Consider the following 13851-nt stretch of genomic DNA (forward strand, 5'->3'; position numbering starts at 1 on the left):
CCGAGGGCGGCGCCGAGCAGGGAGTACAGCTATGACCATCACCCATGAGGCGATGAGCGGCGCCGCGCAGACGCGGCGCGCCATCGCCAACACGCTCAAGGGATCAGCAGGCAACCTCATCGAGTGGTACGACCTCTACGTCTACGCGGCGTTCTCGGCGTACTTCGCGAGCTACTTCTTCAACGCGAAGGATCCAGTCCAGGCCCAGATCGACGCGTATCTGACGTTCGCGCTCACGTTCCTCATGCGGCCCGTCGGCTCGTGGTTCTTTGGCCGATTCGCGGACCGTCGCGGTCGTCGTGCCGCGCTGACCCTCAGCGTGAGCCTCATGGGCGTTGGCTCGCTCCTCGTGGCGGTCCTGCCGGGAATGGCGCAGATCGGCGTTTGGTCCACCATTCTCATGTACTTCTCGCGCCTCCTCCAGGGCTTCTCCGTGGGGGGCGAGTACGGAACGAGCGCAACCTACATGAGTGAGGTGGCGACGGCGAAGCGCCGTGGCTTCTTCTCGAGCTTCCAGTACGTGACCCTCGTGGGCGGTCAGGTGCTCGCGCTCCTCTCACTCGTCGTGCTCCAGGGCCTTCTGGGCGAAGGGGAGCTCAAGGCGTGGGGTTGGCGGATTCCGTTTGTGATCGGCGCCATCGCCTCCCTCATCGTCCTGTGGCTGCGCCGCACCATGGACGAGACCATCCCGAACGAACAGGTCAAGGCGGCGCAGGCGCGAGCCGCCGAAACGCCCAGCAGCACTGAGCCGGGTTCCCTCAAGCTGCTCTTCACCAAGCACTGGAAGGCGTTCCTCGTCGTCGTCTTCCTCACGATGGGCGGAACGTGCGCGTTCTACCTCTACACCACGTACATCCTGAGCTTCATGAACAGCGTCTCGAAGATCCCGAAGACCCAGACCTCGGTGATCAACTTCTGGGCCCTCTTCGTCTTCATGCTGCTCCAGCCCGTGTTCGGGCTCCTCTCGGACAAGATCGGCCGCCGGCCCCAGCTCATCGCGTTCGGCGTGCTCGGCGCGATCTTCACCTGGCCCATCATGTCAACGCTCGCCGGGGTCAAGGACCCTGTGATGGCGTTCCTGCTCATGCTCGCAGGCCTGGTGATCGTGGTGAACTACACCTCAATCAGCGCCCTCGTGAAGGCCGAGCTGTTTCCCTCCTCGGTGCGCGCGCTCGGCGTCGGGCTGGGCTACGCCGTTGCGAACTCCCTCTTCGGCGGAACGGTGCCGTTCATCGGCGAGTGGCTCTCGAGCTCAGGCCACAACGAGTGGCTCTTCACGTACGTGACCATCACGATCGTGATCTCACTCGTCGTCTACGTGTTCTTCTTGGGGAACAAGAAGCAGACTCCGCTCGACGACGAATTCGGCGAAGCCTTCAGCACGCGAGCGACGAGCCGGCTTGATTGAACGGCGTTCTTCTGGGAAACCAACGGCGGCAGGAGCGCGTCCGAAGGGAGCATGCGATGAAGGACGATCAGAACATGGAGCCGTTGTCCGACGAGGAGCTCGCGGCAGAGGGCATCACCCCCCTGCCGGACAAGGAGGTGGCCTCGATCCTTGACCTCAACGCAGACCTGAATCTCGGGATCGAGGCTGCGGCGCCGATCGATTTGGGGGTCGCCGCCAATGCGAATGTGGCGGCGCCCATCGATGCCTCGGCCTCAGCCAATGTCCTCTCGGTGGGGTCCACCTCTGCGGGGATTGCCGATCAGGGCACCTTGATCGATCAGGGCATCAACGCCGACGCGACGGCCAACTCCGTCCAGGACAGCAACATCGATCAAGGAACAGCTCCGGTGCCGGCTCCGACCAGCGATCCGACCTCCACCACCACGACCACCACCGACCCGACCGCTGTTGCCGACGGCAGCCTCCTGAACGTCGACGTGAACCTCGACGCGAATGCCGGTATCGCTGCTCCGATCAACGGTGCAGTGGCAGCGAATGCCAATGTGGCCGCTCCGATCAATGCCGGGGTCGCAGCGAACATCGGTACCGTCGACAGCACTGCCGTCGCCGATGCCCAGCAGCAGGCGATCATCACCCAACACATCGACGGAGCTGCTACGGCGACGTCTGAGCAGCATTCGGATCTTCAGCAGTAGGCCGGCATGGCGGTCGTCCAAGAGCATGTGCCGGCTCGTGCCGACGGCCTCGAACTGATCGGCGAGCTGAAGGGCTCTGGCTACCGGACCGCTCCCGCGCTCGTGCGGCGCGGGGATGGCCAGACCCTTCAGCTGACGCCGCTGCTTTACTCCGTCCTGTCCGCCGTGGACGGCAACAGCAGCATCACCGAGCTAGCGGACCGAGTGAGCCACGAGCTCGGCCGCCGCGTGACGGCGGAGAACATCCAGACGCTCATCGATTCACGGCTGCGCCCGCTGGGGCTGCTGACGCTGGCGGACGGGTCGCAGCCGAAGGTGCAACGGTCGAATCCGCTGCTCAGCCTGCGCTTCCGGTACACGGTGACCGATGAAGCGAAGACGCGTCGACTGACGGCACCCTTTGCGCCTCTGTTCCAGCCACTCGTTGTGGCCCCTGTAGTGGCGGTCTTCCTGTTCGTCTGCTGGTGGCTATTGGCCGAGAAGGGCCTGGCCTCGGCGACCTATCAGGCTTTCGAGAACCCCGGCTTTCTGCTGCTCGTCGTCGCCGTCACCATTCTCTCCGCCGGATTCCACGAGTTTGGGCATGCCGCTGCCGCACATTACGGCGGGGCCACGCCGGGGGCCATGGGCGCAGGCCTCTACCTCTTCTGGCCCGCCTTCTACACCGATGTGACGGACTCCTACCGTTTGGGGCGCGGCGGCCGCATCCGCACCGACCTCGGCGGCCTCTACTTCAACGCCATTGTCACGGTCCTGATCGGCGGCGTCTGGTGGGTGACCCGCTACGACGCGCTGCTCCTCGTCATCCTCACCCAGATCCTGCAGATGCTCCGCCAGCTCACGCCGCTGGTCCGTTTCGACGGGTACCACGTGCTCGCGGACGTCACCGGAGTCCCCGATCTCTTCCACCGCATCCGGCCGACTCTGCTCGGCCTGCTGCCGTGGCGTTGGAGCCACCCCGAGACAAAGGTTCTCAAGCCATGGGCCCGGGCCATCGTCACCCTCTGGGTTCTGGTCGTAGTCCCCGTCCTGCTGGGGAGCGTTGTGCTCATGGCCATCACGCTCCCGCGAGTGTTGGCCACCGCTTGGGCGAGCGTTGCGCACCGGGGTGCAGCCCTGACTGCGGCTTCGAGCCGTGGCGACCTGATGGAGGCCGGGGCGCAACTTGTCATGATCCTCGCCGCGGCCCTCCCCGTCCTCGGAATGGGGCTCATCTTCCTTCGGATGGCCAGCCAAGGTGTCCAAAGGACATGGCGGAAGACTCGGGGGCACCCGGTTCAGCGCACGCTCTCAGCCGTCGCGGGGGTCACGGTCCTTGCAGTGCTCGCTGCCGTCTGGTGGCCGACGGGATCAACTTATCGGCCGATCCAGCCCTACGAGCGCGGCGCTGTCACCGATGCCTTCAGCGTCGCCCCTCCGAGGACCGACCGGCTCGTGCAGGGACAAAAGGGCCGCCTCGCCGCCGTCTGGCCCGAGGGAGTTGCCAGGCCGACGGCGGACAAGCCGCGGTTGGCCATGGTGCTCGTCCCTCGGCCAAGCCAGACGACCACCACGAAAACCGGTCCCGCTCACGCCCCGGCCTGGGTCTTTCCCTTCAGCAAGCCGCTGCCGCCCCAGAGCGGCGGGAACCAGGCCTTGGCAGTGAACACCCAGGACGGATCGGTGGTCTACGACGTCGCGTTCGCAATGGTGTGGGTCGAGGACGGGGTGGCGCTCAATACCAACGAGGCGTACGCCTTTGCCAGCTGTCGGGACTGCGCCGCGGTCGCCGTCGCGTTCCAGGTGGTGCTGATCGTGGGGCAGGTCAACGCCGTGGTCCCCGAGAACTTGGCCGTGGCCGCCAATTACAACTGCGCCCAGTGCCTCGCCGTCGCCCTCGCAAATCAGCTCGTCCTGACTCTGGATGGACCCCTCAGCCCTGCCGGAATGGAAGAACTGGCGAAGGTGTGGGACGAGATCGGCAGGTTCGAGGCCTCCATCCAGACCGTTCCGCTCTCGCAGCTACAGGATCAGCTGAACCAGTACATTTCCCGGATTCGGCAGATTGTCGAGCAGGACCCGTCGGCGACTCATCAGACTTCGGCTAGCCCTACGCCGAGCCCGACGCCGACGGTGACGGCAGCGACCGGCACGTCGGCGAGCGGCGGTTCCAGTGCCTCACCGGCTGCGCCGGGCACGGCCACCGCGCCAACGACGCCAGAGCCTCAACTTCCGATTGCACCCGGCATCGATGCTTCTTCCGGGACGGTGGCCCCTGCACCCACCGCGGCACCGCAATCTCCGGCTCCCGCCGAGACTCCCGTCCCTGTGGCAACCGCCTCTCCGAGCTGACTCCAGGATCCCTCAGGTGCCCGAGTGGGCCTCGAGGAAGGAGTAGACCTCGGTCTCATCGACACCGGGGAAGGCGCCCGGCGGCATGGCTGCGAGCAGGTGGGAATGAGCCCGCGCAGAGGGCCAGGCGCTTCCGGCCCAGTGGTCGCTCAGCTCGGCGGGAGGGCGCCGGCAGCACGAGGGGTCGGGACAGCGTGAGGTGGCGCGCGCCGTCGTCTCTCGCCCCCTGAACCACTTGACGTGCTGGTAGGGGACACCCACGCTCAGGGAGAACTCGCCTGTTGAGCTCCGCTCGGTGCGGGCCGTGCACCAGAACGTTCCGTTGACCGTGTCGGTGTACTGGCTGTACGAGCTGAATTTGTCCGGGACGTCGAAGACCGCGCGGCTCGTCCAGGCCTTGCACGCCGGCTGGCCCTCAATGGCCCCGGTGTGGTCCATGGGGAAATTGACACCGTCGTTCTCGTAGGCCTTGTAGATGATGCCGCTCTGATGGGTCTTCTGGAAGTGCGTCGTGATACCGAGGTGCTGCGTCGCGAGATTGGTGAACCGATGTGCTGCGGTCTCGTAGCTGACAGCGAAGGCGTCGCGGAGGTCCTCGACCGAGATCTCCTTGCGGGCCTTTGCCTGTTGGAGGAACTCAACCGTCGTGTGCTCGGGCAGCAGGAGCGCGGCGGCGAAGTAGTTCGTAGCGACGCGCTGGGCCAAGAAGTCCCCATAGCTCTGCGGCGTCTCATGGCCCAGGACGTAGTGGCCGAGCGCCTGAAGGAGGACCGAGCGGGGGTCGTGCTCCGAGCGCTGATTGTGCGTGAGATAAATCCTGCGATTCTTCAAATCAGTCACGGAACGCGTGGAATGCGGAAGATCGCCCACATGGTGAAGGGTGAAGCCGAGGTGGCTCGCGACGTCCGAAATGAGATGCTGGCTCAGAGGGCCCCCCGCATAGCCGACCGCCTTCAGGACCTTCTGCGCCTGGGCCTCGTACTCAGGAAAGTAATTCCCCCGCTCGCGCATCATGCGGCGCAACTCGCCGTTCGCACGCCGGGCTTCCTCCGGCGTCGCGATCTGTTCGTTGAGCTTGCGCTCGAGCTCCTTGAGCAGGCCGAGCTGGGACTCGAGAACGTCCAACGGCGTCCTCGAGCCAATACGGATTTTCGGCAGATTGAGCGATTCGTACAGCGGGCTGCGCTGGTAGCGCTCAAGCTCGATCTCCAACGCCGCCCGCCGGTTGGGCGGCTCCGCGCCGAGCAGCTGGTCAACGCCCACGCCGAGAGCGCCCGCTAGCTGCTGCAGCAGCCCGAGTTTCGGCTCCCGCTTGCCGTTCTCGATGAGACTCAGTTGGCTCGCCGCCGCGCCCACGGCGGTGCCGAGCTCTTCGAGCGTCAGGCCGGCGGCCTTGCGGAGGTGACGGACTCGGCGGCCGAGGCTGATCACGTCGACGTCTCCGCCCTTCCGGGCGGCGGCGGACAGTTCGGCAGGGCGAGTCCACGAGGCTGCAGGCAACATTTTTTGAGAATACGTGAAGAACGGCGTTTCTTTCCAGAACTTTTCTCTACCGGAGGGGTTGCAGAGCCGGAAAAGTTGATGTCACGAAGAAGTTCCCGTTCATGAGGTTCAGGTCGAAGGAGACAACGATGAACGCAGCAGCTGAAGCCCTCAAGCTCGAGTGGTCCGCCGATCCCCGCTGGGATGGAATCCAGCGTGACTACACGGCGGAGGACGTCGTGAAGCTGCGCGGGCGGGTTGTCGAGGAGCACACACTGGCCCGCCGAGGCGCGGAGAAGCTGTGGAAGGCCGTGACCGAGGGCCGCGAGAACGGCACCGGCTACATCAACGCCCTCGGCGCCCTGACCGGCAACCAGGCGGTGCAGCAGGTCAAGGCCGGACTGAAGGCCATCTACCTCTCGGGCTGGCAGGTCGCCGCGGACGCGAACCTCTCGGGCCACACCTACCCGGACCAGTCGCTGTACCCCGCCAACTCCGTGCCCGCCGTCGTGCGCCGGATCAACAACGCGCTCCTTAGGGCTGACCAGATCGAGTTCTCCGAGGGGAAGGCCTCAGTCGAGGGCTGGCTGGTACCGATCGTCGCGGACGCGGAGGCCGGCTTCGGCGGGCCGCTGAACGCGTACGAGCTCATGAAGTCGATGATCCAGGCCGGCGCCGCCGGGGTGCACTGGGAGGACCAGCTGGCCTCGGAGAAGAAGTGCGGCCACCTCGGCGGCAAGGTGCTCATCCCGACCCAGCAGCACATCCGCACCCTCAATGCTGCTCGGCTCGCCGCCGACGTCGCCGGCGTGCCGAGCGTCATCATCGCCCGCACCGACGCCGAGGCCGCGACCCTCATCACCTCGGACGTGGACGAGCGGGACCAGGAATTCATCCTCCGCGAAGGGGGACAGCCGGTGCGCACGCCGGAGGGCTTCTACAAGGTGCGCAACGGCGTCGAGCCCTGCATTGCCCGCGCCAAGGCCTACGCCCCGTACTCGGACCTGATCTGGATGGAGACCGGCACCCCGGACCTGGCCCTGGCGCGGAAGTTCGCCGAGGCGGTCAAGGCCGAGTTCCCGGACCAGATGCTGGCCTACAACTGCTCGCCCTCGTTCAACTGGAAGAAGCACCTCGACGACACCACGATCGCGAAGTTCCAGCGCGAGCTGGGCGCGATGGGCTTCAAGTTCCAGTTCATCACCCTTGCGGGCTTCCATGCCCTGAACTACTCGATGTTCGACCTCGCCCACGGCTACGCCCGCAACGGGATGAGCGCGTACGTCGAGCTCCAGGAGCGCGAATTCGCCTCCGAGGACCGCGGCTACACCGCGACCAAGCACCAGCGCGAAGTGGGCACCGGCTACTTCGACCTGGTCTCCACGGCGCTGAACCCGAACGCCAGCACCCTTGCCCTGGTGGGATCCACCGAAGAGGGCCAATTCCACTGACAGCGCTCAGTTCGCTGAGCTCACGGTTCACCAGGAGACCTCCCATGAACACCTACAGTGACGGCTTCACCATCAACGGCATCACGCTCACCGCGCAGCCGCTCGCGCGGCAGCACGAGATCCTCACCTCGGGCGCGCTCGAGTTCATCGCCAAGCTTCACAGGGCGACGGCGGAGCGGCGCCAGGAGTTGCTCGAGGCCCGACACGCGCGCCGGGCGTCGATTCGGAAGGGGCAGGACCCGAAGTTCCTGCCCGAGACGGCCCACATCCGCAACGACCCGTCGTGGCGGGTCGCCCCGCCCGCGCCGGGCCTCGAGGACCGCCGCGTGGAGATCACGGGTCCCGTGGAACGGAAGATGACCGTCAACGCGCTCAACTCGGGCACGAAGGTCTGGCTCGCGGACCTCGAGGATTCCCTGACGCCGTCGTGGCGGAACGTCATCCAGGGCCAGATCAACCTCATCGACGCCCTCACCGACCGCATCGACTTCACCACCCCCGAGGGCAAGGAGTACCGGCTGCGCCCGGCCGAGGAGCGACCCACCATCGTCGTCCGGCCAAGGGCGTGGCATCTGCCGGAGAAGAACATGCTCATCGACGGCAAGCCGATCGCGGGCGGGATCGTGGACTTCGGGCTGTTCTTCTACCACAACGCCGCGCGCCTCATCGCAGCCGGCAAGGGCCCGTATTTCTACCTGCCCAAGATCGAGAACCACCTCGAGGCCCGGCTGTGGAACGACGTGTTCGTCCTCGCCCAGGACCTGCTCGGCATCCCGCAGGGCACCATCCGGGCGACCGTGCTGATCGAGACGATCACGGCGGCATTCGAGATGGAGGAGATTCTGTACGAGCTCCGCGAGCACGCCTCGGGCTTGAACGCCGGCCGGTGGGACTACATCTTCTCCATCATCAAGAACTTCCGCACCCGCGGGCCGCGGTTCGTGCTCCCCGACCGGGGCCAGGTCACCATGACCCAGCCGTTCATGCGCGCCTACACGGAGCAACTTGTCCGCGCCTGCCACCGGCGAGGAGCCGCAGCGATCGGCGGGATGGCCGCGTTCGTCCCGAACCGGAAGGATCCCGAGGCGAATGCGATCGCCTTCGAGAAGGTCCGCGCCGACAAGGCGCGCGAGGCAAACGACGGCTTCGACGGCTCGTGGGTGGCCCACCCGGACCTCGTCCCCGTGGCGCGCGAGGTCTTCGACTCGGTGCTCGGCCAGAAGCCCAACCAGATCGACCGCCTCCGCGAGGACGTCATCCCCGACGACCGGGCTCTGATCGACCTCAGCACCTGCACCGGCACGATCACCGAGGCCGGCATCCGGAACAACATCGAGGTCGGCGTCCGGTACATCGAAGCGTGGCTGCGCGGCAGCGGCGCCGTCGCCATCCACAACCTCATGGAGGATGCGGCGACGGCGGAGATCTCCCGCTCGCAGATCTGGCAGTGGATCTACGCGCACGCCATCACAGATCAGGGCGAGGTGATCACCCGCGAGTGGGTCAAGGAGCTGTTCGAGGAGGAGTTCGCCAAGCTCGAGCGCTTCGACGGCGACCGCTTCCGCGATGCCCACGAGATCTTCGAGGAAGTCGCCCTCGCGCCCGAGTTCCCGACCTTCCTGACCCTCCCGGCCTACGCCCGCTACCTGTGCGAGACCGCGGGCAAGGAGGACGAGTACGAGGCAGGGCTGCCCGAGCCGGAGCGTGCGCTGGCCGTCGTGTAGGGGCGGAGACTTCCCGACGCCGGCACGCGCCACTCGCAACACGCACCCCGAAAGTCGGGGGCCGGCGTCAGGGAAAAACAGTTGAGGGGTCGATCAGCGTAGTGGTGCTGCGCGGGTCGGCCCCTCAGCCTTCCACCAGCATGCGCCCCACGATCAGGCGCATGATCTCGTTCGTGCCTTCAAGGATCTGGTGGACGCGAAGGTCGCGGGCGATCTTCTCGACGCCGTACTCGTGCAGGTAGCCGTAGCCGCCGTGCAGCTGGATCGCCTGATTGGCCACCTCGAAGCCCGCATCCGTGGCCACGCGCTTCGCCATCGCGCAGAGCCGGAGTGCGTCCCGATCGTTCCGGTCGAGGGCCTCCGCGGCGCGCATGAGGAGGCTGCGGCCGGCCTCGAGCTTCATCTCCATGTCCGCTAGGTCGAACATGAGAGCCTCCTTGTCGGCGAGCCGGCCCCCGAAGGCGGTGCGCGACTTGAGGTAGGCGACCGTCTTCTCGAGCGCCGCCTGGCCTCCGCCCAAGGAGCAGGCGCCGATGTTGAGCCGGCCCCCGTTGAGCCCCTTCATCGCGATCCCGAAGCCCGCGCCCTCCTCGCCGAGGCGGCTCTCCGCGGGGACTCTGACGTTCTTCAAGACCACCTGGCTCGTGGGCTGGGCGTTCCAGCCCATCTTCTTCTCGTTGAGGCCGAACGACAGGCCGGGAGCGCCGCCCGGCACCAGGAACGCGCTGATCCCCCTCGCGCCGGGCGCGCCCGTCCGCGCCATGACGATGTACAGAGCCGACGTTCCCGCCCCCGAAATGAATTGCTTGACGCCATTGAGGACGTAGTCATCGCCCTCGCGGGTCGCCTTGGTGATGAGGGCCGCGGCGTCCGAACCCACCCCGGGCTCCGTGAGGCAGTAGCTCCCGAGCGACTCCATGGACGCGAGCTGCGGCACCCATTCCTCGCGCTGCTTGTCGGTGCCGAACGAATCGACCATCCACACAATCATGTTGTGGATGGAGATGTAGGCCGCGATGGTGGGGTCGGCTTTCGCGAGCTCCTCGAAGATCAGGACGGCGTCGGCCCGGGAGAGTCCCGTGCCCCCGTAGTCCTCGGCCACGTACAGGCCTCCGAGTCCGAGCTCGCCCGCCTCCCGCAGCACGTCCACCGGGAAGTGCTTCTCTGCGTCCCATTGGAGCGCGTGCGGGGCGATCCTGTCGGCGGCGAAATCGCGGACCGTGTCGATGAGTGCCTGCTGGTCCTCCGTGAGCTGGAACGTCATGACGTCAGTCTTGCCCGCGATGGGCCGCAAGAACAGAGGGAATATCCCCGCGCACGGATTACTTGAAGCTTTCATGAACGTAGACATCTGGTCCGATATCGCCTGCCCGTGGTGTTTCATCGGCAAGCGCCGTTTTGAAAAAGCCCTCGCGGCGTTCCCCTTCAAGGACCAGGTCACGGTGACGTGGCACAGCTTCCAGCTCGACCCTTCGCTCCCCGAGCATTACGACGGGACCGAGCTTGAGTACCTCAGCCAGCGCAAGGGAATGCAGCCCGCCCAAGTTGCGCAGATGTTCGACCACGTCACCCAAGTCGCCGCCGCCGAAGGCCTCGATTACGACTTCGCCAACATCGTCGTCGCCAATTCCTTCCCCGGCCACGAGCTGATCCACCTGTCCGCCGCGCGTGGTCCGGCGGGTGCGGCCGACGCCGTCAAGGAGGCGTTGCTCTCGGCGCACTTTGAGCAGGGGCGCAACATCGGGAACCGCGAGGTTCTCGTGGAGATCGGCAGCGCCGCCGGGCTCGCCGAGGAGGACATCACCGCAGCGCTCGACGGCGGCACGTACCGCGACGCTGTCCGCGCCGACATTCGGCAGGCACAGGTGCTGGGCATTCAGGGGGTGCCGTTCTTCGTCCTCGACAACAAGTACGGCATCTCCGGCGCGCAGCCGTCGGAGCTGTTCGCGCAGGCGCTCGAGACGGCGTGGCGGGAGTCGAACCCGCTCGTGATGGTGGGCGACCGCACGCACACCGACGAGCTCAACGGCGAGGTCTGCGGCCCGGACGGCTGCTGACCGCCCGGGTTCCGACCGGGACTTGTCCACATAGTCGCCGATCCGGCGGTGATGCGATGGCGAAGGCCCCGAGGATGGGCTCATGGGGGATTCTTTCGACCGGCTGAACCATGTCATGAGGCTGTTCCACGGCGTCTGCCGTCTCCGCGATCTGCTCTCAAGGGGAGTCTCCGAGCGCGAGGTGGCGGACGCCGTCGGACGAGGGGAACTCGTTCGCGTGCGCAAGGGGCTCTATGCCGTCCCGGGTGCGGACCCGGTGTACGTCGCAGCGAGGCGGACTCGCTCGCTTCTGACCTGCGTCTCCGGCGCGACATTCCACGGCCTGTGGACGCTCGTGCCCCCGGGTCAGCTGCCAGACCGTTTCCACCTCTTGCGGCGAACGGGCGAAGGCCGGCCCGATGCCGTGGTTCACCGGGACACGTGGGTGCCGCCCGATCCGTACGCGCCGGTGGCGGGGCTGGCCGACGTCGTACTTCACTCGCTCCGGTGCCTCCCGGAGCTGGAGGCCCTGCTCATCGCCGAGTCCGCTGGGAATCGGGGCCTCTCCTTGGACTTCATCCGGGAGCGTCTGCCCGGTAGCCGGAACGCCGCAGCCCGGCGCGTCTTGGACCTCGTCGACACGGGATCGGAGTCGCCCCTCGAGACCCTTGGGCGGACCCACCTCCGGCGAGCCGGCTTGCAGGTTGAAACGCAGGTGGAGATTTCGGGAGTCGGATGGGTGGATGCGCTCGTTGAGCGACGGCTGATCCTCGAACTCGACGGGAAGACGCACGAGGAGCGTCGTCAGCGGGACAAGGACCGACGTCGGGATCGAGCGGCCCAGCTGGCCGGCTATCCAGTCTTCCGCTACGGGTACGCCGACGTGGTGTACCGGCCGGAGCTCTTCGTCTCAGAGGTGACCCGGATGCTCGGGTTTCCGACCGGGATCGATCGGTGAATTGGGCCCTTGCATCGGCGTGTCGCGCGGACACGCCGATGCAGGGATTTCGATCCCGGTCGAAATCAAACGGGCTCCTCAGACGGCGCGCCGCTGGCGCCGCAGGAACGCGAGCGTCCCGGCGGCTGCGGCGGCCAGGATGAGCGCCCCGGCGCCGACCCAGGCCAGCAGCAGCGGCAGCGGCGCGTTGGCGCCGACGACGGCGGGCGGGGCGGGGTTCGGCGTCACGTCCTGCGGCACCACGGTGGTGGCTGCCGTGCCGACGTTGCCGGACTCGGCCCCCGTCGCCGTGATGGTCTGAGTTCCGACCGCGTCCTCGGGGAGCGTCATGGTGACTTTGAGGGACCCGTCGGCCGAGGCCTCCTTGTCCAGACCCGGGACCTCCGCCTTCAAGGCGCCAAGAGTCACGCCGTGGCCATGTCCCCCGCCTACGGTTCGGCCCCCGACGATGACCGTCACGTGTTCCCCGGGGCGGAAGGACCCAGGGGCGAAGATGATGACGATCGTCCCACCCGGAATGGGCAGCCCCGTGATGGTGATGGTGCGGTTCGGAACGTAGCCGGTGTGCGTGTTGTCGGCGGCGGTCGCGGCCGAGGGCTGAATCCCCACCAAGGCGACGAGCGCGAAGATCAGGGCAGCGAAAGCCTTCTTCAACATTTTTGGGTCCCCCACAGATTCGGTCGATTGACGTCAGGCACGCTCACCGTAGCCAAAATCAACTGAATGGCGAAAGGGACAAAACGGAACTTGTTGCAATGTTTACAAGTTAGTCATCTCAGAATCCCGCGGACTCGTGCGGGGTGTACGGCTGCTCGAGCTCCGCCGCCTCGGCATCGTCGAGCTGCACGTCGAGGGCGGCGATCGCGTCGGTGAGGTGCGAGCTCTTGGTCGCGCCGACGATCGGCGCCGTGATCACGGGATTCCGCAGGACCCACGCCAACGCGACCTGCGCGCGGGGAACGCCCCTGCGCTCGGCCACGCGGCCCACGGCCTCGACGATCTCCTTGTCGCCCTCCGGATAGAGCCGGCTCCCGAACGCATCGCTCTCGGTGCGGGCCGTCGTCGTGCCCCATTCGCGGGTGAGGCGACCGCGGGCGAGCGGACTCCACGGGATTACGCCCACTCCCTCGTCTGCACAGAGCGGGAGCATCTCCCGCTCTTCTTCCCGATTCAGCAGGTTGTAATGGTCCTGCATCGAGACGAAGGGCGTCCAGCCGTTGGCCCGCGCGAGGTGCTGGGCCTTAGAGAATTGCCAGGCCCACATCGACGACGCCCCGATGTACCGGGCCTTTCCAGCCTTGACCACGTCGTGGAGGGCCTCGAGGGTCTCCTCGATCGGCGTGTGCGGGTCCCAGCGGTGGATCTGATAAAGGTCCACGTAATCGGTGCCGAGGCGCTGCAGGCTCGCGTCGATCTCCGACATGATCGCCTTGCGCGAGAGGCCCCCGCCGTTCGGACCTTCGTGCATCCGGCCGTGAACCTTTGTCGCAATCACGAGCCAGTCGCGGTCGGCGAAGTCCTTCAGGGCCCTGCCCACGATCTCCTCGCTGCTGCCCGCCGAGTAGACGTTTGCGGTATCGAAGAAGTTGATACCAGCCTCGACGGCCTGCTTGATGAGGGTCCGGCTCTCCTCCTCGGGGAGGCTCCAGGGATGGTTCCCCCGCTGCGGATCGCCGAAGCTCATGCAGCCGATCGCGAGGCGCGAGACCTCGAGGCCAGTCTTTCCGAGACGCGTGTAATGCACAGTTCTCCTTCTTCTGAGG

11 protein-coding genes are annotated in these 13851 nt (G+C 66.5%); 7 read left to right on the top strand and 4 right to left on the bottom strand.

Annotated elements, in window-relative coordinates; genetic code table 11:
* Window positions 1-31: 31 nt before the first annotated feature.
* From E5679_RS13100 to E5679_RS13110, 3 genes are read left to right on the top strand one after another with little or no spacing between them, the layout of a single operon-like run.
* On the top strand, window positions 32-1408 hold the full coding sequence (locus tag E5679_RS13100; protein ID WP_138416551.1) for an MFS transporter: 1377 nt from the start codon (window positions 32-34) through the stop codon (window positions 1406-1408).
* Between the two features lie 56 nt (window positions 1409-1464).
* Window positions 1465-2106, top strand: a complete 642-nt coding sequence (locus E5679_RS13105) for a peptidoglycan-binding protein (protein WP_249336120.1) — start codon at window positions 1465-1467, stop codon at window positions 2104-2106.
* Window positions 2107-2112: 6 nt separating this feature from the next.
* Window positions 2113-4437 carry a hypothetical protein gene (locus E5679_RS13110; RefSeq protein ID WP_138416553.1) on the top strand — a complete coding sequence of 775 codons (2325 nt, stop codon included), beginning with the start codon at window positions 2113-2115 and terminating at the stop codon, window positions 4435-4437.
* 12 nt (window positions 4438-4449) lie between these two features.
* Here the strand turns inward: E5679_RS13110 and E5679_RS13115 are convergent, their stop codons facing one another.
* Entirely contained in the window at window positions 4450-5940 is a 1491-nt protein-coding gene (locus E5679_RS13115) for a helix-turn-helix transcriptional regulator (RefSeq protein ID WP_138416555.1), read from the bottom strand.
* Window positions 5941-6068: 128 nt separating this feature from the next.
* On the opposite strand from E5679_RS13115, the gene aceA reads away from it, so the two are divergent.
* Together aceA and aceB are read left to right on the top strand one after the other, a co-directional pair.
* Window positions 6069-7370, top strand: coding sequence for an isocitrate lyase (gene aceA / locus E5679_RS13120; protein WP_249336121.1), 1302 nt, complete (start codon window positions 6069-6071; stop codon window positions 7368-7370).
* A 44-nt stretch (window positions 7371-7414) separates the two neighbouring features.
* Entirely contained in the window at window positions 7415-9094 is a 1680-nt protein-coding gene (gene aceB / locus E5679_RS13125; RefSeq protein WP_138416559.1) for a malate synthase A, read from the top strand.
* Between the two features lie 124 nt (window positions 9095-9218).
* On the opposite strand, the gene E5679_RS13130 is transcribed toward aceB, so the two are convergent.
* Entirely contained in the window at window positions 9219-10358 is a 1140-nt protein-coding gene (locus E5679_RS13130; protein WP_138416561.1) for an acyl-CoA dehydrogenase family protein, read from the bottom strand.
* Window positions 10359-10431: 73 nt separating this feature from the next.
* Between E5679_RS13130 and E5679_RS13135 the strand changes: the two genes are divergently transcribed.
* Both E5679_RS13135 and E5679_RS13140 read left to right on the top strand, forming a co-directional pair.
* On the top strand, window positions 10432-11151 hold the full coding sequence (locus E5679_RS13135; protein WP_138416562.1) for a DsbA family protein: 720 nt from the start codon (window positions 10432-10434) through the stop codon (window positions 11149-11151).
* 82 nt (window positions 11152-11233) lie between these two features.
* Entirely contained in the window at window positions 11234-12088 is an 855-nt protein-coding gene (locus E5679_RS13140) for a type IV toxin-antitoxin system AbiEi family antitoxin domain-containing protein (RefSeq protein WP_138416564.1), read from the top strand.
* Window positions 12089-12166: 78 nt separating this feature from the next.
* Here E5679_RS13140 and E5679_RS13145 read toward each other — a convergent pair whose 3' ends face one another.
* Window positions 12167-12745, bottom strand: a complete 579-nt coding sequence (locus E5679_RS13145) for a hypothetical protein (RefSeq protein WP_138416566.1) — start codon at window positions 12743-12745, stop codon at window positions 12167-12169.
* 118 nt (window positions 12746-12863) lie between these two features.
* Complete coding sequence (locus E5679_RS13150) at window positions 12864-13832, bottom strand: aldo/keto reductase (RefSeq protein WP_138416568.1); 969 nt, start codon at window positions 13830-13832, stop codon at window positions 12864-12866.
* Between the last annotated feature and the right edge of the window lie 19 nt (window positions 13833-13851).

Origin of the sequence: Sinomonas gamaensis (assembly GCF_005876955.1) — a bacterium.
In the GTDB taxonomy this organism is placed as follows: domain Bacteria; phylum Actinomycetota; class Actinomycetes; order Actinomycetales; family Micrococcaceae; genus Sinomonas; species Sinomonas gamaensis.